This window comes from Acetobacter garciniae (genome assembly GCF_017377735.1).
In the GTDB taxonomy this organism is placed as follows: domain Bacteria; phylum Pseudomonadota; class Alphaproteobacteria; order Acetobacterales; family Acetobacteraceae; genus Acetobacter; species Acetobacter garciniae.
Map to the genome: position 1 here is coordinate 157,142 of NZ_JAFVMH010000007.1, position 26,944 is coordinate 184,085.

The window sequence follows — 26,944 nt, forward strand, 5'->3', positions numbered from 1 at the left end:
ACCCGTCCGCGAAGCCGCCGTGCGGGCCGCGCCACGCCGCGATGGGCCGGGCGTGGAGACAGGCGCTGGAACGGGCTCTGGCGGTGCCGCACCTGCTGGGGGCTCCGCGTCCCCGGCCTTGGAGGGGGGCACCTGCGTCCTTGCCGAACCTGCCCGCCCACGCCGGGGCACACCTGCCTTGGCAGACGGGGCCAGTAAAGACCCCGTGCCCGCAAAACCATGCTGCACAGGGGCGCAGGGTGCGGGGGCTTGTTCGGCACTATCGGTCCCGCAAGCCAGAACCCGCGCCCCCAGGTCAAGGCATTTGCGCATGACCGATGGCAGGGACGCCCCGCGCGCCTGCTCCAGCGGCAGCAGGAAACCGTCGCGCACATCGTGGTTGGAAAAACGCTCTAGCCGGGCTGCGTACACCACAAGTTCGAGCGTGAAATGCGTGAATACGTGCCGCACATTGCCCGCCACCTGCCACGGGGTGTTACGGGCCGCCTGAACCGGGGCGTGGGACAGGGCCTCAGCCTCCGGCCAGGGCTGGGGCCGCCAGTCCGTTCCGGGCAGTTCCGTCATGGCGGCCAGCAGCCCGGTTTCGGGCCTGCGGCGCAGCAGCACCTGCCCCGCCGCATCCATGGCCAGAAAATGCACCCCATACCGCACGGGGCGCGCCACCTTGGGGGCCTTGCGCGGCAGGCTGGCCGCTGTGCCCGCCGCATGGGCCGCACAGTTCGCATGCCAGGGGCACAGGCCGCAGGCTGGCTGGCGCGGCGAACACAGCGACGCCCCCAGGTCGAACAGGGCCTGCGCAAAGGCGGATGGGCGGGCCCGGGCCTGCGGGTCCGCGTTCAGGCCGGCGGCCAGTGTGGCCAGCGTCCTGCGGGCGGCGGGCAGGGGGTCGGCCATGTTGAACAGCCGCGCGGTCACGCGTTCGACATTGCCATCCACGGGCACGACCGGCACGCCAAAGGCAATGGCCGCAACGGCCGCTGCGGTATACGCACCGATACCGGGCAGGGCCTGCAACCCCGCAACCGTTGTGGGGAACCCCCCACGGGCCGCGACCGCCTGCGCACAGGCATGCAGGTTGCGCGCGCGCGAATAATAGCCAAGCCCCGCCCACGCCGCCAGAACCTGCTCGCGATCGGCGGCGGCCAGGGCCTGCACGGTCGGGAACAGGGCGAGGAATTTTTCGTAATAGGGAATGACCGCCTTGACCGTGGTCTGCTGGAGCATGATCTCGCTCAGCCAGACGCGGTAGGGATCGGGGGCGTGCGTGCCTGCGCCATCCCCCGTTTGCCGATCCGGCAGCCGCCATGGCAAGGTGCGGGAATGTCTGTCATACCAGTGCAACAGGGCATGGGCGGGCGGTATAGTCACGGAGGCAGTTATGGCGAAGGAACCCCGCGCAAGCAAGCAGCAGGCGCAAGAACCGCCGCGCCGGGCCATGACGGCACGCAGCCTGGCGGCCCTGCTGCCCGCCGTAACAGCCCCGGCCTTCCGCCGCCGCTCCCCCACGGGCGCACGGCTCCTGGCCTGCTGGGCCGACGCCATAGGCCCGGCGCATGCGCGGCTGACCACCCCCCAACGCCTGAGTGCGGGAACGCTGACCATAGGCTGCGCCAGCCATGTCGCGCTGGAACTGCAACACCAAGCGGATATGCTGATCGCCCGGATCAACACATGGTGCGGCGACCGGCTGGTGACACGCCTGCGCTTCGTGCATGACCCGCAGGCGGGCAGGCGGCCCTCCTCCGCGCGGCAAAAGCGCAAGCCCGCCCAGCCCTGCACCCTGCCCGACCTGCCCGAAGGCCCGCTGCGCGCAGCACTGGAAGCATTGGGCACGGGCATTGCGCAGGACTAGGGCGGCAAGCGCTTTTCACCTCCGCCGCGCCGGGGTTCGGGGGGCGAAGCCGTGCCGTCAGGCCTGCAAGTGCCCAACGACCCTCATGCCCCATTGCGCAGGGCCGCACAGGCAGGCACCATGGCGGCATGTGGCGTGGCTTTTCCTTTCCCCTTCTGCGTACCGCGCTATCGCGTGCAGCGCGGCCCCATGCTGCGCTCCGTGCGGCATGGCCCCCCACGCCACGGCCCGATGCGGGACAGCCCCCCGTGGCCCGGCCCGTGACGGCCAGATCCGGGGGATTCCTGGCACCGCCATCCCTGGCCCGGTTCCTTACGGCCCTGCTGTCTGGCACATGCGCCCGCGCCGCAGCGCCCGGTATGGGCTGGCAGCGCGTGCGGGCCGGGCTGGCGCTGGGCGCGCTGGCGGTGCTGGCCGCCTGTGCCGGGCCCAGCCGCAGCTACCGCCCGCCCGGTTCCGCCCTGAACCCGTGGGGGCCGTATATTCGCGAGGCATCGCAACGGTTCTCCATCCCGCAGGGGTGGATACGCGCCGTGATGTGGCAGGAATCGGGGGGGCACCAGTATATCCACGGCCAGTTGACCCGTTCGGTCCATGGGGCCGTGGGGCTGATGCAGGTCAAGCCCGATACCTACCACGAACTGGCGCAGCGCTACGGGCTGGGTTCGGACCCGTATGACCCGCATGACAATATCATGGCGGGCAGCGGGTATATCCGCGAACTGTACGACCGGTTCGGCTCCCCCGATTTTCTGGCCGCCTATAGCTGCGGCCCGCAATGCATGGCCAATTACCGTGCCGGTTCGGGCTCCCTGCCCGGCTATGCGCGCAGCTACCTGGCCGCTGTCGCCCCGCATCTGAACGACCCCGTGCCCGCCGTGACCGAACCGGGGCCCGAAATCACGCCGCTGTCCACGCCCGTGCGCGTGGTGGCCGACAGCACCCCCGCCCCGGCGGAGAACGAAAACGCCCAGGCGGACGCGCAGGCCGCGGCATCGGACATGCAGGCCCCCAACGCGGCCCCCGTCGCCGTTGCCAGCGCGGACATGCCCGCCCCCGAATCCACCCCCGGCGGCCCCGCCGATACCACGGTCCTGGGCCCGGGCGAGCCGGATACGACCAGCCAGGCCCTGCGCGCGCCGGGCATGGCGGGCAATGGCAGCACGGGCGCAACGCCCGCCGTGGCCAGCCCACCCATCATGGCAGGCACCACCGCCAGTTCCACCCTGCGCGGGCGTGGACCGGCTCTGGTCTGGCAGCAGAATGCGCAAACCGGCAATGCGGTGATCCAGATCGGCGCGTTCTCCACCCAGTCCCGCGCGCGGGACGCCCTGCGCCTGGCCCACAGCACCACACAGGCCCTGAACCGCGCGACCGATCGGGTCGAACCGGTCCAGCACGGGGCGCAACCCATCTGGCGCACCCGCATCGCGGGCCTGCCCGCCGGACGGACCCAGGCCATATGCGCGAGCCTGCGCCAGCAGGGCCTGTCCTGCGTGACCGTTTCGCAATAACGGCCCTTGTCGAACAATCGGTCGGGCGCGGCTGGCGGGTCTTTGCCGCTGGTTTTGCATGTTATCGCGATACGGCGGGGCCGCCCGGGCGGGCAACGGTCGCCCGATGATCATTCGAGCGATTTGAAAACAGCGTTTTAATCTTTCTGCGCTAGAGACCTGGAATGCGGGGCCGCAAGGCTGCGCGCCATCGCTTCCAAGACTTTGTGAATTTTCCGTTAATTTTTCCTTGTGGTTAAAATAACGGGCATTGCACGGGTACTCACGCGCATGCACATTGCCAGCCATTCCCCACCCCCGTCCGGGCAGGCCAGCACCAGCCAGACCGGCATCGGGCAGGCCAATACCGGGCAGACCGGTGTTCTGCATATCACCCTGCTTGGGCATATGGCGGTGACCTCCGCCGCCGGGGTGTCCCTTCTGCCCACGGGGGCCAAGACACGGGCCCTGCTGGCCATTCTGGCCCTGTCGGACCGCAGGGCCGTCGCGCGCACGCGGCTGGCCGAACTGCTGTGGTGCCGCCGTGGCCCCGAACAGGCGCGGGCCTCGCTCCGGCAGGAAATCCACCGCCTGCTGGGCGCACTGGCACCCCTTGGCCCCAGGGTGCTGGACGTGCAGCGCCATACCGTGGCGCTGCGCCGCGCGAGCGTGACAGTGGACGCCGAACGCGTGCTGGCCAGCACGCCGGCAACCGTCCTGTCCCTGCCCGATGCCCCACCCCCCCTGCTTGAAGACCTGGGCACGCTGGATGGGGCCTTCAGAACCTGGCTGGACGGCGAACGCGCGCGCCTGGATGGCCATGTGCGCCACCAGCTTGAAGCCCTGCTGGCACACGCCCCCGACCCCGCCACCGTAAAGGAGGCGGCACGGCGGATCCTGCTGCTGAGCCCCCTGCACGAAGCCGCCTGGCAGGCACGGATCAAGGCCGAAATCCGCAATGGGGAGGAAGGGAACGCCCTTTCAAGTGCCAAGGCCTGTCTGGAGATGTTTCGCACCGCGCTGGGCGGCCTGCCGGGGCAGGAGACCATGCGCCTGATCGCGGAACTGCGCGCAGCCCATGACCGCAACGCCTGCGCGCCCCACACCATGCGCGGGCCCCAGCCTTCACGCCTGCGGGCGGTGGTGTTCCTGTCCTGCCCGGTCACCACATCCCTCGCGCCCACCGCCGGACGTGCAGCCGGACAGGCCGCCAGACAGGCCACTGGCGTTTTCCCCCCGGCTTCCCCCGCTCCCGCACGCGGTACGGCCATGGGTGCCGATACCCTACGGAGCACGGCCGGGTGTTGCGGCCCGCACCCCTGCGGCACCCCCAAGGACGATACCCGGGCCAGCGGCGCGACAGGCCCGTGCAGCCCGGCCCCGGATAGCGACCCCTATCGGAACAGGCCGGGCGGTATGCAGGGGACCGACCACGCGCGCCGTTCCGACAACACATTCGCGGCCGCCGATGGCGTGCACCCCGTGGCAGGGGCAGGCCGCGCGGAAGGCCCGCAGGGGGCGGCGGACCAGCCGGGCGATGTGGACCAGGCAGCCGGTGTGGCGGCCAGTGCCCTGGCGGATACGTATGCGAATATGTCAGCCGGTGCTTCTGGCGGAAGGGGGACCGGTGTCCTGGCTCATGTTCGGGCTGGCATCCCGGCTGACCCTTCCCCCGCCAGCGGCCTGCCTCTGGCCGAGCAGTTCCGGGATGAGCTGACACTGAACCTGGCCGTGCACGATGTCTTCGACCTGAGCATCCTGCCCGAACGGCTTGCGGGGGTACCGGCCCCGGCACCGCCATGCCAGCGCCAGGCCGATTTTCTGATCGGCATTACCCTGACAGGCGGCGACCGGCATGAAATCCGCTGCACGCTTCAGGCCTTCGACGCGCGCCGCAACGATACCGTCATCTGGGGGCAGCGGGCCACCATTCGCGCGCAGGACGTGTCCGATCTCAGCCACCGGCTGGCCAGCACACTGGTCTCAACCCTTATCCTGGCCGCCGCACGGCATGTGGCGGGCAAGCCCGACAGCGCGCTCAGCCCCATGGAAAAAGGCCTGCGCGCCTTTATCCTGACCCTGCGGGCCGACGCCATGCCAGAGGGTACGCCACAGGGTGCGCCGAACGGTGCGCCAGAACGCCTGCCGGAGCATCTACCTGAGCACCTGCCAAGGCACCTGCCCGATCACGCGCCAGATTCCCGCCCCGGCCACCTGCCTGACCGCCGGGCCAGGCACCCCCATGGCACCATCGAAAAGCTGATCCGCACGGCGCAGGCCAGCAGCCCCGAAGACCCGTTCCTGTATTTCGTGCATGCACGCTACCTGCTGGCCCGCCTGCATGACGACTGGCGCCGACCCGCGGCCCAGACCGCGCAAAGCCTGGTGCATGTGCTGCGGCGCGCGCTGGCCGTAACCCCCACCAGCCTGCCCTGCCGCTACCTGCTGGCCGCAGGCCTGTTCCATGCCGGCCAACTGGGTGAGGCCCAAGCCCTTCTGGCCCTGATGCACGACGCCAGCCGTATCGATTCCCGCTGGGGCATGCTTGTCATGCTCGACGCGCTCAGTGCGCTATGCGCGGGGGATGCGATAACGGCCGCGCGGCTGTATGGGGAATTCTTCAGCCTGACAACGCCGCTGCCCGGCGGCCTGCTGCCTTCGCAGAATTTTATTCTCTCCTGTTTCCTGGCCGGGCGGCACGCGGACACGCTGCGCCACGCCCAGGGAATGCTGGCGGTCAACCCCGGGCGCATGGCGGTTCTGGTGCCTGCGATGGCTGCGGCGAATAGTCTTGGTTATCAAGACCTTGTACGGGATTACCAGGGCAAGATCCGCGCACGCCACCCCGATCTGTGCCCCCGTGCGATAGAGCAGCATTACAGCTACGTGCCCCGCTCGCTCCGCCATCAATTACTGGCCGCGATAGGCCCCGAACACGGCCACGGGCCCCCCGCACGCCCCAAAGCGGGCCGCGAACACCATGCAGACGCTTGGCGGGACAGACCTGAGAGGATATGAAGGCTGGCAGGAACACCTGAGCCGCCAGCCAGGCCCGAGCACGGCTCAAGCGGCGGACCGGGAAGGACGGATACCCCAGCGCCAAGGAGCCGTATCAACATCATGCTTCGCCGTCTCAAGCACTTCCGCCCTGCCGCCGGTCGCGCATTCTTCTCGCCCCCATCCCTGCGGGCTTCCCTTCTTGCTCCCACACTGGCCCCCACCCTGGCCCTGAGCGGGCTGTGCCTGCTGGGCGGGTGTTCGCTGTTCGGGCTGGGGAGCAACAACACCAGCAGCAGCCTGACCCCCCCCAACAGCGAATTGCTGAGCGAAGATCGCGGCGCATCGGGCGGGGAGGCCTCGCTCAAGGGTGGGGTGAACGCCTATCTGTGGCGCGCCGCACTGGATACGCTGTCCTTCATGCCCATCGCCTCGACCGATGCGGAAGGCGGCATTATCCTGACCGACTGGTACACCCCGCCGGCAGCGCAGGGCGAACGCTTCAAGATCACCGCCTTCATCCTGGACCGCCGCCTGCGCTCGGATGCGCTGCGGCTGAGCGTGTTCCGCCAGGTTCGCCAGGGCGATTCGTGGGTCGATACCCAGCCCGCGCCCAACACCGCCTCCGATATCGCAACGCGTATTCTCTCCCGCGCGCGCAAGCTCCGCGCCGATAACGGCAACCGCGACTGATAACCCGGCACGGGGCCCCGGGCCGGCTGCGGGCCGCCCGGAGGCCCCGCGCCCGTCGGCCCTCGCTCCCGGCCCTGGCACCCTGTGGCGCTGCATGGCCGTTTTCCGTCCTTTCAACACTGGCTGCGTAGTTCTTCATGTCTCAATCGACCAGCACTTCCCTGTCCTACGATTTTCATACCGTCGAACCCAAATGGCAGGCCGCCTGGGACAGCGCGGGCATTTTCACCGTTCCCGACGTGCCTCCGGCCGACCGGCCCAAATATTACGTGCTGGAGATGTTTCCCTACCCGTCGGGGCAGTTGCACATGGGCCATGTGCGCAACTACGCGCTGGGCGATGTCATTGCCCGCTACAAGCGCGCGCGCGGCTATGCGGTGCTGCACCCCATGGGGTGGGACGCCTTTGGCCTGCCCGCCGAAAACGCGGCGCGTGAACGCGGCGTGCACCCGCGCGAATGGACGCTGAACAACATTGCCGCCATGCGCGCGACCTTGCAGCGCCTTGGCTTTTCGCTGAACTGGGACCGCGAGATCGCGACCTGCCTGCCCGATTACTACGGCAAGCAGCAAAAGCTGTTCCTGGACTTCCTGGCTGCGGGCCTGGTGGAACGGCGCGAAAGCTGGGTGAACTGGGACCCGGTGGACCAGACGGTGCTGGCCAACGAACAGGTGGTGGACGGCAAGGGCTGGCGCTCGGGCGCACCGATCGAGAAAAAACAGCTTTCGCAATGGTTCCTCAAGATCACCGATTTCGCGCAAAGCCTGCTGGACGGGCTGGGCAAGCTGGACCGCTGGCCCGAACGCGTGCGCACCATGCAGGAACGCTGGATCGGCCGGTCTGAAGGTGCTCGTATCCGCTTTTCGCTCCATCAGCCGCCGGCGGGGCTGGATACGAACCTGAACGCGGTGGAAGTGTTCACCACCCGCCCCGACACATTGTTCGGCATGTCGTTCCTGGCCATTGCCCCCGATCACCCGCTGGCCGCATGGGCTGCGGCGCAGAACGCCGAGGCGGCCGAATTCGTGGCGGAATGCCGCAGGCTCGGCACCTCGGTCGAGGCGGTGGAAACGGCGGAAAAACGTGGTTTCGACACCGGGCTGCGCGTCAACCACCCGTTCATGGACAAGAGCTTTCCGGTCTGGATCGCCAATTTCGTGCTGATGGATTACGGCACCGGCGCGCTGTTCGGCTGCCCGGCGGGGGACCAGCGCGACCTGGATTTCGCGCATAAATACAACCTGCCCGTGCTGCCCGTCGTCCTGCCCCCGGGCAAGGACCAGGCCGATTACACCATCACCACCCAGGCCTATGCGGGCGACGGGGTCATGATCAATTCCGGCTTCCTGGACGGGCTGAGCACGTCCGACGCACGCAGTGCCGCCATTACCCGGCTGGAAGAGCAGGGCGTGGGCGAGGGTGTGACCAACTGGCGCCTGCGCGACTGGGGCATTTCGCGCCAGCGCTACTGGGGCTGCCCCATTCCCGTGATCCACTGCGAAACCTGCGGCCCGGTGGCCGTGCCCGATGCGCAACTGCCGGTGGAACTGCCCGAGGATGTCACCTTCGACAGGCCCGGCAACCCGCTGGACCACCACCCCACCTGGAAGCACACCACCTGCCCGTGCTGCGGCAAGCCCGCCCTGCGCGAGACCGACACGTGCGACACCTTCGTTGACAGTTCGTGGTATTTCGCCCGCTTTACCGCCCCCCACGCGCCCACGCCCACCGTGCGCGCCGCAGCCGATGGCTGGCTGCCGGTGGACCAGTATATCGGCGGGATCGAACACGCCATCCTGCACCTGCTCTATGCGCGCTTCTTCACCCGCGCCATGCACCGCACGGACAACCTGGATGTGGACGAACCCTTTGCGGGGCTGTTCACCCAGGGCATGGTCAGCCACGAAAGCTACAAGGACAGTGCGGGCAACTGGCTTTACCCCGAAGAGGTGGAACGCACCGCCAATGGTGTGGTCAAGACCGGCACCACCGAGCCCGTAACCGTGGGCCGGGTGGAAAAAATGTCCAAGTCCAAGCGCAACACGGTGGCCCCGGTGGCCATTATCGAACGCTTTGGCGCGGATACCGCACGCTGGTTCGTGTTGTCAGACAGCCCGCCCGAACGCGACATGGAATGGACCGAAGCCGGTGTGGCCGGGGCCGCGCGCTTTGCCCAGCGCCTGTTCCGCACCGTCAGCGCCATTGCGGCCAGGGTGCCCGCGAATACCGCCTGCCCGGAAGAAATTTCCGCCCAGGCCGATGCGCTGCGCCGGGCCACGCACCGCACCATTGCTGCCGTGACCGAAGCGCTGGAAAGCTTTGCCATCAACGTGGCGGTGGCCCGTATTCACGAACTGACCTCGGCCCTGGCGGAGGCGGAAAAAACCATCGCCAAGGACAAGGACACACCCGCGGGCCTGGACTTTGCCCTGCGTGAGGCCGCACGCACGCTGTGCCTGCTGAGTGCGCCCATGATGCCCCATCTGGCCGAGGAAATGTTCGCCGAACTCGACCCCAAGGCCGGGCTTGCCGCCAGCCAGGACTGGCCCCAGGCCGAACCCGACCTGCTGGCCGCCACCAGCCTGACCATAGCCGTACAGATCATGGGCAAGCTGCGCGGCACGGTGCAGGCCGAACCGGATGAAGACCCCGCTGCCGTGCTGGCCCGCGCGGAAGCCGAGCCCAATGTGGCGCGGCTGCTGGAGGGCAAGCGCATTGTCAAGCGCGTGCATGTGCCCAACCGTATCGTCAACTTCGTCACGGCTGGCTGATGCGCACCCCCTGCCTTGTCCCCCGCGCCGTACGGGCCGTGCTGTCCGCAATGCTGGCGGGGGCCCTGCTGGTGCCGCTGGCGGGCTGCGGCTTCAAGCCCCTGTACGGCACACAGGACGGGCAGGCGGATATCGCGGCCGAAATGGCGCAGGTCTATGTCGCCAATATCGGTGACCGCACGGGCCAGCAGCTTCGCCTGGCCCTGCAGGCCGAGCTGGAGCAGGGGGCGGCCGAAGATCCGCATAAATACACGCTGGTGGTCCGCCCCTCCTTCGGGGGGGAAGCGGTGGATATCCATGCCGACAACACATCGGGGCGTATCCGCATTACGGGCCACGCCCATTGGCAGCTTTACACCGTGGCCATGACCCCCAAGCTGCTGGCCCAGGGCGATACAAGTGCCCTGGACGGGTATACCGCCACATACGAACAGTATTTTGCCCAGACCCTGAACACCGAGACGGCAAACGGGCGGCTGGCCCATACGCTGGCCCATCAGGTGGCGCAGCAGGTGGCCATATGGTTCCGCACCAGGGCCACCCCACCCGAGACGCGTGACCGTGGCCCAAGGGCCATGTACCCCGCGGGCGGCAGCGCCATCACGCAATCCGAAAAGCAGGGCCCGATGGAGCAGGAAGGCGAAGACGCCATTCCAGACATGGCCACCGGGCGTTCCACCCCAGATGCCGGGCAGCTTTAGGGCCGCCGCCTATGAGCCCGGTCGTGACTTCAGCCCATGAGCCCGGCCCATGAAAATTGACGCCCGCACCCTGCCCCGCGTCCTGGCCGACCCCGGGGCGTGGCGGGTTATCCTGCTCTACGGCGAGGATACGGGGCTTATTCGCGAACGCGCGCAGGATGCCGTGCGCAAGATCGTGGGGGCGACAGACGACCCGTTCCGCATTGCCGTGCTGGACCGCGAAACCCATGACCGGCTGGAGGAGGAGGCAACGGCCCTCTCGCTCATGGGGGGGCGGCGCGTGGTGCGCGTGCGCGATGCGTCGGACAGCCAGCTCAAACCGCTCGAACACAGCCTGGGCCAGAAGACAGACACGCTGATTGTGCTCGAGGCGCCGGGCCTTGCCTCGCGCTCCAAATTGCGGGCCTTTGTCGAAAGCCGACCCGATTGCGCCTCCATCGGCTGCTACCCCGAAGAAGGCCGCAACCTGGAAAGCAGTGTCGCCAAAATGCTGGGCGCATATCAGGTGCGGATCGATGCCGATGCTCTGCACTGGCTGGCGACGCGGCTGGGGGCCGACCGCGCGGCGGCACGCAGCGAGGTTGAAAAACTGGCGCTTTACGCAGGCGATGGCGGCAAGCTGGACCTGGAAGACGTGCGCGCCTGCATTGGGGATGCGGGCAGCGTTTCGGTGGAGGATGCAGCCTTTGCCGCAACCGAGGGCCAGAGGGCGCAGGCCGACCTGGCGCTGGAACGCGCACTGGCCGAAGGGACGAGCCCCATTGCCATTATCCGCGCCTTTTTGGCGCATCTGCACCGCCTGCGCCGGGTGCGTGCGGCCATGGCCAGCGGGATGAGCCGCACCGACGCGCTGAAAACCCTGCGCCCACCTGTTTTCTTCAAGCGCACGGCAAGCTTCGGCCGCGCGCTTGAACTGTGGTCCCTGCCCGCCCTGACGCGCGAAACCGCGGCCTGGCAGGCGCTGGAACTGGCCTGCAAGCAGACCGGAGCCCCCGACACGCTGCTCTGCCGCCGCCAGGTCGCCATACTCAGCGCCCGCGCGGCCCAGGCCGGCAGCAAAAGCGCGCGGGGCTGAACACGCTCGTTCACACTCTGCCGCACGCCCTGCCCGTACGGCCCCCTGGCACAGACCTTGGCACGAAACCTTCGGATAGCCGTCGCACTAACCCCAGGGCCGCCGGCAATGCCACCCCCGCTCCCCGTCCCGGCGTTCCCCCTTGCCGGGAGAGAACGGGTTTTGTATACAGGGCGCGTGTGTCCGCGTAGCTCAGCAGGATAGAGCACAGGATTCCTGGGTAAAATTGGGCACCATGTCAGGAAACGTCATGGTGAATCCGCTCAAAGTCGGGGAACGCTACGGCCGCAAGGCCTTGCCAATCCCGAGCCAAGCCGCCCCTTGGGGCGGAAGGTGTAGAGACTGGACGGGCGGTGCCTAAAGACCTGCATGCAGGTCCATGGCAAAGGGACAGTCCAGCCCACAAACGTGCCCCCCGGCCTGCCGGTGGCGGCAACGGCTGTGAAAACCGCAGTGGGATGAATCCTGGGGCCGTGGGTTCGAATCCCGCCGCGGACACCAACACACACTTTCAGCCTGTTTTTCCTCGTTTTATTCGATGGCAGGTAACGCCCGCCTTCCGTGCCATCGTTGCATCCTGTTCCAACCCGTGCCATCCAATCCATGCGTTTGGGGGTATACCGGGGCGTGCGGCACGCAGCAGGGGGAATGAACGATGCAGCCAGACCGGACAAGCCAGGCAGCCCCTTCCGCCGAACCGGTGTCGGCGGCGCAGGCCCCGCATCCCCCCGGCAGTGGCGAAGCGCTGCAACTGGCCGGGCATCTGGCCGAGGCTGAGCAGGCCTACCGGCAGGCCCTGGCCCGAAACCCCGATGACGCCCGAACCCTGAGCAATTACGGCGGCCTGTTATGCACCCTGGGGCATTTTGACCAGGCGCGGGAGGTACTGGCGCGGGCCCTGGCCCTGGCACCCGACCTGGCGGATGCCTGGTCCAACATGGGCAACGCGCTGTTCCGGCTCCAGATTTATGATGACGCCATTATAGCCTACCAGCAGTGCCTGAGGCGCAATCCCGTGCATGCGCTGGCCCTGAGCAACCTTGGCATGCTGCTGGACCAACGTGGACAGCACGAACTGGCGCAGAAATTCCATGCCGCCGCCGTGCAACTGACCCCCCGGAACGCGCTGACCCGCACCAACTACGCGTTGTCCCTGCTGGCACAGGGCGATTATCGCCGGGGTTTTGAAGAATATGAATGGCGGTGGAACACGCTGGACAGCCGTAACAGCCTGCACGCCCCCTTGTGGAACGGCGAATCCTTTGCCGGGCGCACGCTGCTGATCCATACCGAAGGCGGGTTTGGCGACATGATCCAGTTCGCCCGCTTCATCCCCCTTGCAGCGGCACGCGGCGGGCGCACGCTTACCTGTGTCAGGCCTCAGTTGCTCAGCCTGCTGCGCCAGTCCTTTCCCGACCAGGTCTTCCTGAGCGAGGACGATCCCACCCCCGCGCATGACCTGCAATGTTCCGTGCTCAGCCTGCCCCGCGCGCTGGGCACGACGCTGGACACCATTCCCTGCCCGCAGGGATATTTGCGCACAAATCCGCGCAAGGCCGCCTTCTGGGCCGAAAAGCTGGCGCAGGATGCACAGGCCAGCGGCGTGGCATCGGGGGCCGGAACCGGAGCGGGGGCGGCACCCTTGCGCGTGGGCCTGGTCTGGGCCGGTGCCCCGCATGCCGAAGTGCTGGTGGCCGAACAGGCCAACCGCCAGCGCTCGACCGATCTTGCAACCTTCGCGCCCCTGGTCGGGGCCGTGCCCAGCACCCTGTTCTACAGCCTGCAAGTGGGCGAAAAATCGGACCAGGCCCGCATACCCCCACCGGGCATGCGCCTGTTCGACCACACAGCGCTTTTGCATGATTTCAGCGATACGGCGGCCCTTGTCAGTCAGCTTGACCTTGTGGTCACGGTCGATACCGCCACGGCCCATGTCGCGGCAGGGCTTGGAAAACCGACCTGGATGCTGTCGCGCCTGGAACAATGCTGGCGCTGGCTTTCCGGGCGTATCGATTCCCCCTGGTATGACAGCCTGCGGATTTATCGGCAGGTCGAACCCCGCGACTGGTCGGACCCCATGGCGCGGATGACCGCCGACCTGCGCCAGTTCGCCCGCACACATGCCCGCAACGAACAAGGCAGCCCAGCATGAATGCCCACAACCATGACTACGAACTGGATATGCAGATCGGCCATCTGCTGCGCCGCGCCTATCAGCGCCATACGGCGATTTTCCAGAAGGAAATCGCTGACGACCGGCTGACCTCCGTACAGTTCGCCACCATGGTCGCCATAAGCCAGCTTGGCACCGCCCCGCTGGTCCAGATCAGCCACGCCACCGCGATCGACCATGCCACATTGCGCGATATTGTCGCGCGGCTGAAGGAACGCGGCCTGCTTTGCGTGGTGCAGGACAAGGCGGACCGCCGCCAGCGCCTGGTATCGCTTTCGCCCGAGGGGGAAAAACTGCTCCAGGCCACCATACCCGCGGCCCGTGCGGTAACGGAACTGACCCTTGCCCCGCTGGATGCGTGCGAACGGATTGCCGCCTTGCAGGTTCTGAAAAAACTGGCCCTGGAGGATATCTGAACCCACGCGCCAGCCGTTGTACAGGACACCGCCCGCTGTCGGGCGCAGGCCTGTTCAGCGGGCAAGGAACAGGCCGGAGCAGCGAAGGACCATGTGAAAGGCCGACGGGGCCCGCGCCCCGTGCAGCCAGCCACGCCGCCCCGCCCGTGCAGGCCGTCACGTTCACAACACAGGAGTGCACAGACCATGTATATCGCCATGAACCGCTTTCGCGTTCGCCCCGACAGCGAGGAGGCTTTTCGCAAGCGCTGGCTGGATCGCGACGTGCTGCTGAAAACCGTACCGGGATTTGTCAGCTTCCAGTTTCTCAAAGGCCCTGTACATGACGAATACGTGCTGTATGCGTCCCACACGGTGTGGGCTTCGTACGATGCGTTCATAGACTGGACCCGGTCAGACCAGTTCCGCGCCGCCCATGCCAATGCGGGCCAGGGCCAGCCGCTGACAGTCGGCCCACCCGTTTTCGAAGGGTTCACGGTGTTGCAGAATGTCACGGCGGACTGAGCCTGGGCGCTGCCCCCACCTGTCTCGAAAAAGCCATGGCCATAGCCCGCAGCACCCCTGATGGGGCCTGTATTCCGCACCGCACGGGCCCATAAACCTAAGGTGCGGTCGCGTACGCAACGCTGCTAATGCTCTCCCCCGCTACGCAAGCCAGGCCGGGCGGGATAGTCTGCATCTGTCCGCATCCTTCCTGCGCCTGCGCAATGACAATGGGCGGTAAGGGGATGGCGGTGCCCTGCCCCTTCCCTGCCGGGTGGCGGGGCGTGGTTGCAGGCGGGACAGTGGGGAGCATGCGATGGCTGAACCGATAGCGGAGTACAACAGCTCCGAGACCAAATTATCTCCCCAGCGCGCCCTCAGCCCCGCGCAGGAGGCGCTGGTGCGCCGCATCACCACCTTCTGCGAAAACCATGAGCGCGACAGCCATGCGGTTCTCGTCATTCATGGGGATGCGGGAACGGGAAAAAGCCTGGTGCTGAACAAGGCGTTCGCCGTTCTCCAGCAGGCGGCGCGCGCAAAGGGGGCCACCGGCCCGCTGGCAGGCACGCGCAACGTGTTTTTGGTCAACCACCCCGAAATGATAAAGCTTTATCGCAACATAGCCGAATCATCACCGACATTGCGCAAAAAAGACTATGAACGCCCCACCACTTTCATAAACCACATGGACAAGGCCGGGCAGCGGGCCGATATCGTCTTTGTGGACGAAGCGCATCTGCTGCTCAGCCGTGCCGACCGCTACAACCGCTTCACGCAGGACAACCAGCTTCGTGAAATCATCCGGCTCAGCCGTGTGGTCGTTCTCGTGTTCGACCCGCGACAGGTATTGAAGTTCAAAAGCTACTGGGACGATCAGCGCCTTGCACAAATCCTGGGCCCCGTCCCGCACGAGGTCTGCACCCTGACGGAACAGTTCCGGGTACGGGCCAGGCCCGACATGCTGGAATGGATCAGCGCCTTCTGCCATGCAAGGCTTCTGCCCCTGCCCGCAAGGCAGGATTTCGATTTCCGCATCTATGACGATGCCGCCGCCATGTATCGCGATATCCGCGCACGCAACGCCACGTATGGCCTGTCACGCATGCTATCCACCTATGATTATCCCTATACGCTGGACGGGCATGACCATTTTATAGAGGAAGGGGCGTTCAGGCTGCGCTGGGACCGCGCGCGGCCCGAGCAGCGCCTGCCCTGGGCCGAACGGGCGGACACGATCGACGAGGTCGGCTCCGTCTACACGGTGCAGGGGTTCGACCTGAATTACGTGGGGCTGATCCTGGGCCCCTCGGTCACATATGACCCGGCTTGCGGGCGGATCGTCATCGACCCCGACCGGTATGAGGACGGCGCCGCATTTGCGGGGCGGGGCCACCTGCACGACCCCGACACCGTCAAGCAACAGATCATGCTCAACGCCATCAACGTGCTGATGACACGGGGCACACGGGGGCTGTATCTTTACGCCAGCAACCCGGCCCTGCGCGCGGCATTGGGGGTGCGGCAGCCGGAAGACGCGACACACACCGCGACGCATGCCTAGAGCGCCTTGCGACAACCATTTGATAATACTAAAAGTTTTTTGTGTCGCCTTTTTTTGAAAAGGTGACAGTCCTTGAAGCTTTTTGAAAAAAGCTTCACCAAAAACTTTTATCTGTTGAGCGGGTATTCCCGGGGCTGACGTTTGACCGGTCTCTTGCGGGGTGCACGGCTAAGGCGCACTGTCCCCAGCGCATGGCTTGGAGCGCTTGGTGAATATACGAATGGAAAATTTTATGGTAATATCCAGTCTCTTTTCCTGAAGTCGATGAGGCCTCGCGTGCCTATTCCCCATATATCGCGCGCTCCCCGCAAGCGCGGCCGCCCGGCACGGGGCACACCGGCCAGCCGGGAGATTGTCCTGGGTGCCGCCCTGGCACATTTTTCCCAAACCGGTTTCGATGGAACGGGCCTGCGCGACATCGCGGCCACGGCCGGGGTGGACGCAGCCCTGATTTCGCACAAATTCGGCTCCAAGCTGGATTTGTGGAAAGCGGTGGTCGATGAAATCGCCAATCGGCTGGCGGAGGCGCAAAAGGACATCATGCGCCTGCACGACGACACCGCCCCCATAGAACAGCGCGTGCGCGAAGGGTTGTCCTGCTTTATCGCCGCCAACTGCAAGATACCCGAACTGGCGAAATTCCTCTCCGATGAGATGAGCCAGCCCGGTGCACGGCAGGATTACGTCATGCTGCGGATCTGGCAGCCCTATCAGGCGGCCATGCTGCCTTTGCTGAACGACGCGAAGGCCGATGGCCTGCTGGGCGAAAGCACGCCCGAACTGACGCTGCGCATGCTCATGGGGGCCATCATGCTGCCACTGATGATGATCCGCCGCAGCGGTGACCTGCCCTTGAGCGAAATTTCATCGCTGAAGGAACGGCTGGTCAAGACCGTGCTGCCCATGTTTATCGAAGCCACCTGAACAGTGGCAACGGGCCTGCCAGTTTTGCCCGCGCGCCGTCACCCACGCGCGGGCCGGGTGGGTCAGGCGCTGGCGTCGTTGATCTGGCGGACCCACAAAGGCAGGTTGTAATAGTTCGTCACGCGCGTGATTTTCCCGTCGCGAATAGCGAAAAACGCGCCCACGGGCAGGGCATATTTCTGGCCCGTGGCGGGCGGCAGGCCCTGCTCGGTTTTCAGGTATTCGCCATGCACCACGAACTCCACGGCGGCGCGCGCGCCATCGGGCGTGGTCATGACAACCCGGTCCGCCGAGCGTTCGCGGTAGAACCCGTCCATGCGTTTGAGAAAGGCCGCGAATTTGTCACGCCCGATCTCCTGCCCGCCCTGGTTGATGTCATGGACGACATCCTCGCTCAGCAAAGCGAGAATGGCGGCATGGTCTTCACGGTTGAAGGCATCGTAATAGGATGCGATCAGGGCGTGTGTCTGCTCTGCGGACATATATGTCTTCCTGTTCAGGCGGAAAAAGGCTGGATACGCGCGGCCGGCACCGTTTTGGGCCAGTCGCGGCAGTTGCGCACCGCACCGTTCTCGCGCACCTCGTCCAAGGTTGCAGGGTCGAGCGTGGTGAAAACCCAGCCACCCACATCCAGCTTGCCTTCGGCCATGATCCCGTCATCGGGGAAGCCCCGATCGACCGGGCCGTAAACGCCGGCGCAGCCGTGGTTCTCGTCCAGTGTGGCAAGCCAGGGGGCCAGCCCCACGGTAGGGGAGACCGCGACAAAGCACTGGTTTTCCAGGGCTCGGGCTTCGGCCGAAATGCGCACGCGGTTGAAGCCGTGCATGGAATCGGTGCAGGTGGGCACCAGGATCAGCCACGCCCCGGCTTCGACCTGCGCGCGGGCCAGCATGGGGAATTCGGAATCGTAGCAGATCGAGGTGCCGATCCTGCCCCAGGGCGTTTCGAACACGCCCGGCGGATCGCCCGCGCGCACACCCCAGGATTCGTTTTCGAACCGGGTCATGACATGCTTGTCCTGGAAGGCGACCTGCCCGTCCGGGGCGATCAGGGGGGCGCGGTTGCGCACGAAGCCTGCTTCAGGCCGGGGCAGCGTGCCGGGCATCAGCCACACCTTATGGCGGCGGGCGGCGTCGCGCATGATGGCCAGAATGGCGTCGCTCTGCGCGCATACGGCTTCAAGCTCGGCGGAGGGATCGGGCCTGTCGGTCAGGGCACCGGCCACTTCCATGCAGGAATATTCGGGCATGAGCAGCAGGTCGGCCTGCGCCGCCCCTTCGGCCACCAGTGTATCCAGATGGGTTGCGTAATCGTCGATCGTGCGGTTGCGGGCCACTTCCCAGGCCAGCACGCCAAGACGCAGGGGCTTGTTCATAGGGCGTTCTCCTGTTGCAAAAGCACGGCGGGCACCGGCTTGTCGCGCAGCGGTTTAATGAAGAAATCAAGCAGGTGGGATGTCTCTTCCGTCTGTCCGGGCTCTTTCCAGTCCAGCGCGCAGGTCACGCCCGGCAGGGGCTGGAAACCGCGCCTGGCCCAGAAGGCGTGCAGGGTCGTGGCCCCCGCGGGCTTGGCCGGGTGTTCGGCCGGGCGGCGCACGGCGCAGAAGGTTGCGAAATCGGCCGTGCTGGTGGCCAGGGCGTGGCGTTCGCGCTCCTCGAAAAACCGCACGCCCAGCCCGTGCCCCCGGTAAGCGGACAGCAGCACGGATTCACCGAAATAAAAGAAATCGTCCGCCGACAGGCCGCGCTGTTCGAACGGTGCGCGGATGGCATCCATTTCATCGCGCATGGGCAGGCAGGTGGAAGCCCCGACAATGCGCGCCCCGTCGCGCGCGACAATAACGGCCGCCCCGGCGCTGCGCACATACAGGCCCAGATAGGTCTGTTCATACGCGGTATCGCCATCGTACAGGTACGGCCATTCGCGGAAAACGGTAATCCGCAGGCGCGCGAGGTCGGGCAGGATGGGCACGATATCCGTGCCGGTCAGTGTCTCGATGGTGATACTCATGTCTTCGGTCCAAGCTCCCGTGGTCCGTTATCCGGCCCGTATCCTTCAGCCCCGAAGGACTGCCTGCAATGTAGCCCCCAGTAAAGAGGGATCGGGGGCGATATGCACCCCTGCGGCACGCAAGGCGTCGATCTTGGCGGCGGCGGTGTCATCCCCGCCGGAGACAACCGCCCCCGCATGGCCCATGCGCCGACCCGGCGGCGCGCTCAGCCCCGCCACCAGCCCCACAACCGGCTTGGTCGTGCGGCTGTCGCGCAGGAAACGGGCGGCCTCGCATTCCGACTGGCCGCCGATTTCACCGATCATGATAATGGAATCGGTCTGCGGGTCGGCCAGGAACATCTCCAGCACGTCAATGAAGTCCAGCCCTTTGATCGGGTCCCCGCCTATGCCCACACTCGTGCTCTGCCCCATGCCCAGGGCGGATGTCTGGGCCACGGCTTCGTATGTCAGCGTGCCCGAGCGCGAGACAATGCCCACGCGCCCCGGCCGGTGGATGGGTTCGGGCATGATGCCGATCTTGCATTGCCCGGGCGTGATGATCCCCGGACAGTTCGGCCCCACCAGCACGCTGGACGACCGGTCGAGTGCCGTGCGCACGCGCAGCATGTCCAGCACGGGAATGCCCTCGGTAATACAGACGATCAGCGGAATTTCCGCCCCGATGGCCTCCAGTATGGCATCGGCCGCCCCGGCGGGCGGAACATAGATCACGCTGGCCGTGGCCCCGGTCGCATCCACCGCCTGGGCCATGGTGTCGAACACCGGCAGGCCCAGATGCGTGGCCCCCCCCTTGCCCGGCGTCACCCCGCCCACCATGCGCGTGCCGCAGGCCAAAGCCTGCTGGGCATGGAACGTACCCTGCGCACCGGTAAAGCCCTGTGTCAGCACTCGTGTTTCGTGATTGACCAGAATAGCCATCAGACAGTCCTCCGCGCGCGGACGGCGGCCACGATCTTGCGCGCGGCATCCCCCAGATCCTGTGCGACCGTGACAGGCAGGCCGGATGCTTCGAGCATGGCCTGTCCTTCCTCCACATTGGTGCCCGCCAGCCTTACGACCAGCGGCATTTTCAGCCCCACTTCGCCACAGGCGGCGATCACGGCCTGGGCGATCAGGTCGCAGCGCATGATGCCGCCGAAAATATTGACCAGCACGCCTTCCACCTGCGGGTCCGCCAGCAGGATGCGAAACGCCGCCGTAACACGTTCACGCGTGGCCCCACCCCCGACATCGAGGAAGTTGGCCGGGGCTTCCCCCTGTGCGTGGATGATATCCATGGTGGCCATGGCAAGCCCCGCCCCGTTCACCATGCAGCCGATCGTGCCGTCCAGCCCGACATAGGACAGGCCGAAGCGCGAGGCTTCGACCTCACGCGGGTCTTCCTCGTTCTCGTCACGCAGTTCCTCGATATCGGCGTGGCGGAACAGGGCATTGTCGTCAAAGCCCATTTTCGCATCCAGGGCCAGAAGGTCGCCCCCTTCGGTCACCACCAGCGGGTTGATTTCGATCAGGGCGGCGTCAAGCCTGGCAAAGGCGTTGCAGGCCGCGCGCACCAAGGCCGCGAAGGACTGGATCAGCCGCCCCGACAGGCCAAGCCCCACGGCCAGATTGCGCGCCTGGTAGTCCATAAGCCCCAGCCCGGTATCGACTGCCACACGCAGGATACGCTCGGGCGTTCTGGCCGCGACATCTTCGATATCCATGCCGCCATCGGGGGAGGCGACAATGACAAGACTGCGAGTTGCGCGGTCGATCAGCAGCGACAGATAAAGTTCGCGCGCGATGGCGCAGCCGGCCTCCACATACAGCCTGCGCACCAGACGCCCCGAAGGCCCGGTCTGGCGGGTGACGAGAACGCGGTCCATCATCTCGCAGGCGACACGTTCCGCCTCCGCCGCGCTGCGCACGATCCGCACGCCGCCACTGGCGGGTTCACCCACGAAATGCCCTGCCCCACGCCCCCCGGCATGGATCTGGGCCTTGAGAACGAACACATCGCCCGGCAGGGATTTTGCAATCTCCTTTGCCTCGACCGGCGAATGGGCGACATGCCCCTGCGGCACCGGCACCCCGAACGACTTCAGGATCGCCTTCGCCTGGTACTCGTGAATGTTCATGCTATCCTGTCAGTTTCGGAACGATGCTATCGCAAGGCGCAAAAAATCGGCATGGTGAGACCACACGCCGCACCGTTGCCCGACGCGTGAGAACGCTCCCCCAAACCCGATCCCGCACCGCAACGACCGGCACCAGTTTAATCACCATTTGTTGAATATATGAGAGCCCATGCCCCGTCAATCGAGCGGACATGCCAGGGCGGAATTTTCGGGTGCCCCCCATTGGGTATCTGTCCGCATAAAACGTTCCCTGTGCCGTCAGGCCATCTTGCGTAGGGCGATGCACGGGTGGACGCTGTCGATATCGGCTTGTAAGGAAATGGATAGAATATACGCTTTTGCCTATCGTATTTCGGGAGCAGTCAATGCCCAGCATAAGCCCATTTGCCGGCAAACCGGTCGATCCGGACCGTCTTGTCAATATCGACGCCCTGCTTGACGCCTATTATACCCGCAAGCCCGATCCTGCCATTGCAGCGCAACGTGTGGCGTTTGGCACGTCGGGGCATCGTGGATCCTCGCTGGCCACCAGCTTCAATGAAAACCACATTCTGTCAATCAGCCAGGCGATTGCCGACTACCGCAAGAGGGCGGGCATTACCGGGCCGCTTTTCATCGGCATTGATACCCACGCGCTGTCACGGCCTGCGCTGAAATCCGCGCTGGAAGTATTCGCAGCCAATGGGGTGGACGTCCGCATCGATGCGCGGGATGGCTATACCCCCACGCCGGTTATCTCCCACGCGATCCTCACCTATAACCGCGATCGCAGCAGCGACCTGGCCGATGGCGTGGTGATTACGCCATCTCACAACCCCCCGGAAGACGGCGGATACAAATACAATCCTCCCCATGGCGGCCCGGCGGATACCGACATCACCAAGGTGGTGGAAGATGCGGCCAACGCCTACATGACCAGGCACATGGACGGCGTGAAGCGCGTCAGCCTGGAAGAGGCGCTGAAGGCTCCCACCACCAAGCGCCATGACTACATCACCCCGTATGTGGATGACCTGGCGGCCGTGGTGGACATGGATGCCATCCGTGACTCCGGCGTGTCCATCGGCATCGATCCGCTGGGTGGGGCCGCGGTGGATTACTGGCAGCCGATCATCGACAAATACGGCATCAACGCCACCATCGTCAGCAAGGACATTGATCCGACCTTTCGCTTCATGACCGCCGACTGGGACGGGCAGATCCGCATGGACTGTTCTTCCCCCTACGCCATGGCGCGTCTGGTCGGGATGAAGGACAGGTTCGACATTGCCTTTGCCAACGATACCGATGCCGACCGCCATGGCATCGTGTCGGGCCAATACGGGCTTATGAACCCCAATCACTATCTGGCCGTCGCGATTGAATACCTGTTCAGCAACCGCGAAAACTGGAGTGCTGGTGCGGGTGTGGGGAAGACGGTGGTCAGCAGCAGCATGATCGACCGCGTAGCCAGGGAAATCGGCCGCAAGCTGGTGGAAGTGCCAGTCGGATTCAAGTGGTTCGTTGATGGTCTGCACCAGGGCACGCTGGGCTTTGGTGGGGAAGAAAGTGCCGGCGCGTCCTTCCTGCGGCGTGCAGGCACGGTCTGGAGCACGGACAAGGACGGCATCATCCTTGGCCTGCTGGCAGCCGAGATCACGGCCCGCACCAGGCGTACCCCCGGAGCCGCGTATGAGGACATGACCAAACGCCTCGGCACGCCATACTACGCACGTATCGACGCCCCGGCCGACCCGGAACAGAAGGCTATTCTGAAAAACCTGTCGCCCGAGCAGATCGGCATGACCGAACTGGCGGGGGAGCCGATCGTCAGCACCCTGACCCACGCGCCCGGTAACGGGGCGGCCATTGGCGGGCTGAAGGTTTCGGCCAAGGATGGCTGGTTTGCCGCCCGCCCGTCGGGCACGGAAAACGTCTATAAAATCTACGCTGAAAGCTTCAAGAGCGAGGCGCATCTCAAGGCGATCCAGACCGAAGCGCAAAATGCGATTTCCGCCCTGTTTGCCAAGGCGGCCGAGAAAAAGCTTGGCTGATCCCGGGCAATTTCCCATGCCCCGTCACCCGGGGTATGGGCCTTGTCGCTTCGCATGGCGATGCGCCCGAATTCCCTGATTCAGTCATAATGGGCGTAACCGGCCCCGGCCCGATAGGCAGCCTCTCGTTTGATCGCCAGTTGCTGGGCTAGACTGGCAGATCCCTGTTATCCGCCAGTGTCTCCATGGTCATGTATGAGGTAACGCCGTCCAGTTCCACCTTGTTGATGATCTGCTGATAGACCCGATCGAAATCGTTCATGTCGCAGGCCACGACCTTGAGCAGATAATCGTATTCTCCCGCGATCCTGTAAAAATCAACGATGTTCGGAATCGCACTGACGACCTTCCGAAACATTTCGAACCATTCGCGTGAATGATGCCGCGTCCGCATCAGGACGAATACCGTAAGGCCAAGACCGAGTGCCGCCGCGTTCAGTCGCACCGTGTCATGCGCGATCACGCCATCTTCGCGCAGCGCATTCAGCCTTCGCCAGCACGCATTCTGCGAAAGCCCCACCTTTTCGGCGAGTTCGCGCTGCGAGGGCGTACCCTGTTTCTGGAGGATTCGAAGGATCGCCCTGTCTGTTTGATCGAGTTTTCTAGCCATATCGCATCATATGACAACAAAATGAGTTATTTCCATCAAAAAAAATGGCAGTTTTTGCCGTCTCCCCCGGTCTATCGTTCCTTCATCACACAATGACGGCACCGTAACGGACTGAAATTCACACCATGGAAACGATCGGCACCCTTGACGACAGCACATCCATTCTCGACCGGTTCGGGCAGGCTCTTCGCAGTCAGGGCCTGGCAGCGCTTGCGAAAGGTGTGATCGGGGATGGCGCGAAATTCGACACGCCGTTCGGCACGCAGTCGCTGCTCTATGCCGATTACGTCGCCTCGGGCCGTGCGCTGCGTCAGGTCGAGACGTTCGTCATGGACGAGATCCTGCCCTACTACGCCAACAGCCATACCGAGGCCTCGTTCTGCGGCGCGTATATGACGCGGCTGCGCAGCAGTGCGCGCGCCACGATTGCGCGCCTGTGCAACGCGCCGGCCGAAAAATTCACGACCATTTTCATGGGCAATGGCGCAACCGCCGGGCTGAACCGGCTGGTGCATCTGCTTGAAATCCCCGCACGTTGCAACGCGGGCCAGCAGCCGAGCGTCTTCATCGGCCCTTACGAGCACCATTCCAACATCCTGCCCTGGCGCGAAAGCGGTGCGCGGATCGTGGAGATTCCCGAAGCTGCCGGGGGCGGTCCGGATATGGCGGCACTTGAAGCCGCCCTGAAGTCCTGCCCGGAGCATAGCCTGAAAGTCGGCTCCTTTTCCGCCGCCTCGAACGTCACGGGTATCCTGACGGACGTCAACGCCGTAACTGCCATGCTCAAGCGCCACGGTGCCCTTGCAATCTGGGACTATGCAGGGGCCGGGCCCTACTGCCCGATCGACATGCAGCCCGGCACGCCGTTCGAAAAGGATGCCGTTGTCGTGTCGTGCCACAAATTCATCGGGGGTCCGGCGGCGTCGGGCGTGCTGATCGTGCGCAATGCCGCGGTCTCGCGCCACAGCCCGGTCCTGCCGGGCGGCGGCACGGTACGCTTCGTCTCACCCTGGACGCATGACTATTCCTCCTGCCTTGCCTCCCGCGAGGAAAGCGGCACGCCGAACGTCATCGGTGATATCCGCTCGGCCCTTGCCTTCATCGTCAAGGATGTCATTGGCGATGCCTACATGGCGCAGCGCAATGCCGAATTGCGCGAACGCGCACTTGCCGCATGGCGCGGCAATCCGGCTATCGAGATCATCGGACACCCGACTGCCCGCGCGCTTCCGATCTTCTCCTTCCGCGTCCGCAATCTCAAGGAAGGCGGTTTCATCCATCAGCAGCTCTTTACCCGCATGCTGTCGGACCATTACGGCATTCAGGTTCGGGGCGGATGCGCCTGTGCCGGTCCCTACGCCCATCGGCTGCTCGGGATCGACGAGACGGAATCCGCTCATATCCGCAACACGATTCTTTCGGGCCAGGAAATCGAAAAGCCGGGCTGGACGCGCCTGAATTTCAGCGTGCTGATGGATGACGCAAAGGTTCAGCGCATTCTCGACGCCGTCAACGAACTGGCCTCCGCACCGTGCGAGATGGCCGCGCTATACGATTGCGACGTCACCACCGCGCGCTTCCGCCCCAAGGCCGTCGCCTGACCGGGCACCCCTGCCCGCACCCCGCCGAAAGCGCGCGGCTGGCACGACGGCGCAGGACAGGCGTCACGCGCTGAAGGACACGTTGCGGCCTGTCAGCGTGGTGCACTGGTCCCGCTATAGGGGCCGTAATCGGTGGCGGCGTAAGGGCTTGTGTCGTGCTCGGGCCCGTCTTCATGAAAATTTGGCGGTACAGTGCCTTCTGGCACGGTCATGCTGGCCCGATCGCGGCCCTCATGCTTGGCATTGTATAGGGCCAGGTCGGCCATCTTGATCAGGCTGGCTGGCGTCATCTGCGCGATAGTGTCGTGCGTCGAAGCAACGCCAAGACTGATCGTGACGATCCCGTTGGGAGCCCTGGCGTGCTCAAGCCGCAATGCCCGGACTTCGGCAAGCATCCTCTGCGCGAGGGCCAGAGCGCCCTTTGCACCGGTCTGCGGAAGCAGCACCGCAAATTCCTCTCCCCCGTACCGTCCGACGACATCACCTGACCGGCAACAGAGCTTGAGCACCCCGACCAATGCCTGAAGACACCGATCACCGGCAGGGTGGCCATAAAGATCGTTGTATTCCTTGAAACGATCGGCATCGACCATGATCAGCGACAAAGGCTGCCCGCGCTGGACCGCGCGGTCAAAATACTCCTCCAGCGTTTCTTCCAGGTAACGGCGATTGCCAACGCCGGTCATGAAGTCCTGCCTGGCGGCGTCGTGCTGGCGAAGGTCTGAAAGCTCCTTGTCCAACGCCACAAGGGCAGGGCCGAGAAGCAGGATAAACCCGGTTATGCCGACCAGCATGGGTATGAAGCCGGGGATCGCCGAGAAGACCAGCCCGCTATCGACCGGCTGGGTCAAAGCCCAGATTCCCCATGCCAGCTTCACGATACCTTCGATGCCCAGCACCCCCAGCAGCCAGCCCTTTACGACGCGGCTCCCGCGTCGGATCAGCCAGACTTCGCGCATCGCAAGCCCATTCAGGATGGCAGCGAGCAGGCCAAAGACAAAGACGCGGAGGTTCACATCCGCCTGGAAGGAGCGCAGCAGGCAAAGACCGAGCCAGATGATCGCGGGCGTGACGATCAGGCCGAACACCGGCGGCCGCTTGCGCAGGGAACGGCAGGCCATCCATATCAGGCTATGGGCGATCAAAACTCCGGCATTTGCTATGGCGATAGCCGGCAGAAATGGCAGCGCCACACGGCAAATCATGCTGCCACCAAAGGTCAGGGCAGCGATCATGCTCCAGAAAACGGCTTTGTGCTGCCGATCCTGAAACCAGATCGGCAGCCAGGTTACGGGGAGCAGCACCGTCACCGATAACATTACAAGGAAAAGCACGTGCGATTGGTCGGGCATGAGCACAGTTTGGGGACGTTTGCGGGGCTGGATCGGGTGGCGCAGGTCGCTGTGGAAAATCGGCTTTCCAAAACAGATC

General features: G+C 65.2%; 21 protein-coding genes and 1 pseudogene. 14 read left to right on the top strand and 8 right to left on the bottom strand.

Annotated elements, in window-relative coordinates:
• Nucleotides 1-276: 276 nt before the first annotated feature.
• Nucleotides 277-1,368 (bottom strand): annotated as a pseudogene (locus J2D77_RS13395) (A/G-specific adenine glycosylase); the annotation flags it as partial.
• Between the two features lie 10 nt (nt 1,369-1,378).
• Between J2D77_RS13395 and J2D77_RS13400 the strand changes: the two are divergent.
• From J2D77_RS13400 to J2D77_RS13455, 12 genes are all read left to right on the top strand, one after another.
• The gene (locus tag J2D77_RS13400) at nt 1,379-1,852 is read left to right on the top strand and encodes a DciA family protein (protein ID WP_230975804.1); all 474 of its coding nucleotides are present in this window, start codon (nt 1,379-1,381) and stop codon (nt 1,850-1,852) included.
• 260 nt (nt 1,853-2,112) lie between these two features.
• Nucleotides 2,113-3,366, top strand: a complete 1,254-nt coding sequence (locus tag J2D77_RS13405) for a transglycosylase SLT domain-containing protein (RefSeq protein ID WP_331000092.1) — start codon at nt 2,113-2,115, stop codon at nt 3,364-3,366.
• 270 nt (nt 3,367-3,636) lie between these two features.
• Nucleotides 3,637-6,363, top strand: a complete 2,727-nt coding sequence (locus tag J2D77_RS13410; protein ID WP_207846819.1) for a BTAD domain-containing putative transcriptional regulator — start codon at nt 3,637-3,639, stop codon at nt 6,361-6,363.
• A 102-nt stretch (nt 6,364-6,465) separates the two neighbouring features.
• A complete protein-coding gene (locus J2D77_RS13415) occupies nt 6,466-7,035 on the top strand; it encodes a DUF3576 domain-containing protein (protein WP_207846820.1) in 570 nt (189 codons plus the stop codon).
• A gap of 137 nt (nt 7,036-7,172) precedes the next feature.
• The gene (gene leuS, locus J2D77_RS13420; RefSeq protein ID WP_207846821.1) at nt 7,173-9,806 is read left to right on the top strand and encodes a leucine--tRNA ligase; all 2,634 of its coding nucleotides are present in this window, start codon (nt 7,173-7,175) and stop codon (nt 9,804-9,806) included.
• Nucleotides 9,806-10,507, top strand: a complete 702-nt coding sequence (locus J2D77_RS13425; protein ID WP_207846822.1) for an LPS assembly lipoprotein LptE — start codon at nt 9,806-9,808, stop codon at nt 10,505-10,507. The genes leuS and J2D77_RS13425 overlap by 1 nt, the downstream gene beginning before the upstream one ends.
• 49 nt (nt 10,508-10,556) lie before the next feature.
• The gene (gene holA / locus J2D77_RS13430; protein WP_207846823.1) at nt 10,557-11,582 is read left to right on the top strand and encodes a DNA polymerase III subunit delta; all 1,026 of its coding nucleotides are present in this window, start codon (nt 10,557-10,559) and stop codon (nt 11,580-11,582) included.
• 655 nt (nt 11,583-12,237) lie between these two features.
• Nucleotides 12,238-13,734 (top strand): tetratricopeptide repeat protein, encoded by a 1,497-nt coding sequence (locus tag J2D77_RS13435; RefSeq protein WP_207846824.1) that lies wholly within the window; start codon nt 12,238-12,240, stop codon nt 13,732-13,734.
• Nucleotides 13,731-14,171, top strand: coding sequence for a MarR family winged helix-turn-helix transcriptional regulator (locus tag J2D77_RS13440; RefSeq protein ID WP_207846825.1), 441 nt, complete (start codon nt 13,731-13,733; stop codon nt 14,169-14,171). The genes J2D77_RS13435 and J2D77_RS13440 overlap by 4 nt, the downstream gene beginning before the upstream one ends.
• Nucleotides 14,172-14,357: 186 nt before the next feature.
• Complete coding sequence (locus J2D77_RS13445; RefSeq protein ID WP_207846826.1) at nt 14,358-14,675, top strand: antibiotic biosynthesis monooxygenase family protein; 318 nt, start codon at nt 14,358-14,360, stop codon at nt 14,673-14,675.
• A 295-nt stretch (nt 14,676-14,970) separates the two neighbouring features.
• Complete coding sequence (locus J2D77_RS13450; RefSeq protein WP_207846827.1) at nt 14,971-16,215, top strand: DUF2075 domain-containing protein; 1,245 nt, start codon at nt 14,971-14,973, stop codon at nt 16,213-16,215.
• 276 nt (nt 16,216-16,491) lie between these two features.
• Nucleotides 16,492-17,139 carry a TetR/AcrR family transcriptional regulator gene (locus J2D77_RS13455; RefSeq protein WP_207846828.1) on the top strand — a complete coding sequence of 216 codons (648 nt, stop codon included), beginning with the start codon at nt 16,492-16,494 and terminating at the stop codon, nt 17,137-17,139.
• A gap of 62 nt (nt 17,140-17,201) precedes the next feature.
• Here J2D77_RS13455 and J2D77_RS13460 read toward each other — a convergent pair whose 3' ends face one another.
• From J2D77_RS13460 to sucC, 5 genes are read right to left on the bottom strand one after another with little or no spacing between them, the layout of a single operon-like run.
• Entirely contained in the window at nt 17,202-17,621 is a 420-nt protein-coding gene (locus tag J2D77_RS13460; RefSeq protein WP_207846829.1) for a ketosteroid isomerase-related protein, read from the bottom strand.
• Nucleotides 17,622-17,635: 14 nt separating this feature from the next.
• Nucleotides 17,636-18,514, bottom strand: a complete 879-nt coding sequence (locus tag J2D77_RS13465) for a carbon-nitrogen hydrolase family protein (protein WP_207846830.1) — start codon at nt 18,512-18,514, stop codon at nt 17,636-17,638.
• Nucleotides 18,511-19,149 carry a GNAT family N-acetyltransferase gene (locus J2D77_RS13470; RefSeq protein ID WP_207846831.1) on the bottom strand — a complete coding sequence of 213 codons (639 nt, stop codon included), beginning with the start codon at nt 19,147-19,149 and terminating at the stop codon, nt 18,511-18,513. The genes J2D77_RS13465 and J2D77_RS13470 overlap by 4 nt, the downstream gene beginning before the upstream one ends.
• 45 nt (nt 19,150-19,194) lie before the next feature.
• Nucleotides 19,195-20,070, bottom strand: coding sequence for a succinate--CoA ligase subunit alpha (sucD, locus tag J2D77_RS13475; RefSeq protein WP_207846832.1), 876 nt, complete (start codon nt 20,068-20,070; stop codon nt 19,195-19,197).
• Nucleotides 20,070-21,269, bottom strand: a complete 1,200-nt coding sequence (gene sucC, locus J2D77_RS13480; protein ID WP_207846833.1) for an ADP-forming succinate--CoA ligase subunit beta — start codon at nt 21,267-21,269, stop codon at nt 20,070-20,072. Before sucC ends, sucD begins: the two co-directional genes overlap by 1 nt.
• Nucleotides 21,270-21,634: 365 nt before the next feature.
• On the opposite strand from sucC, the gene pgm reads away from it, so the two are divergent.
• The gene (gene pgm / locus J2D77_RS13485) at nt 21,635-23,302 is read left to right on the top strand and encodes a phosphoglucomutase (alpha-D-glucose-1,6-bisphosphate-dependent) (RefSeq protein WP_207846834.1); all 1,668 of its coding nucleotides are present in this window, start codon (nt 21,635-21,637) and stop codon (nt 23,300-23,302) included.
• 148 nt (nt 23,303-23,450) lie between these two features.
• Here the strand turns inward: pgm and J2D77_RS13490 are convergent, their stop codons facing one another.
• Nucleotides 23,451-23,912, bottom strand: a complete 462-nt coding sequence (locus J2D77_RS13490) for an Lrp/AsnC family transcriptional regulator (protein ID WP_207846835.1) — start codon at nt 23,910-23,912, stop codon at nt 23,451-23,453.
• A gap of 125 nt (nt 23,913-24,037) precedes the next feature.
• Here J2D77_RS13490 and J2D77_RS13495 point away from each other — a divergent pair, with 125 nt between their 5' ends.
• Nucleotides 24,038-25,513, top strand: a complete 1,476-nt coding sequence (locus J2D77_RS13495; RefSeq protein ID WP_207846836.1) for an aminotransferase class V-fold PLP-dependent enzyme — start codon at nt 24,038-24,040, stop codon at nt 25,511-25,513.
• A gap of 92 nt (nt 25,514-25,605) precedes the next feature.
• On the opposite strand, the gene J2D77_RS13500 is transcribed toward J2D77_RS13495, so the two are convergent.
• Nucleotides 25,606-26,832: a GGDEF domain-containing protein gene (locus J2D77_RS13500; protein WP_207846837.1), complete on the bottom strand. Its 1,227-nt coding sequence runs from the start codon at nt 26,830-26,832 to the stop codon at nt 25,606-25,608.
• Between the last annotated feature and the right edge of the window lie 112 nt (nt 26,833-26,944).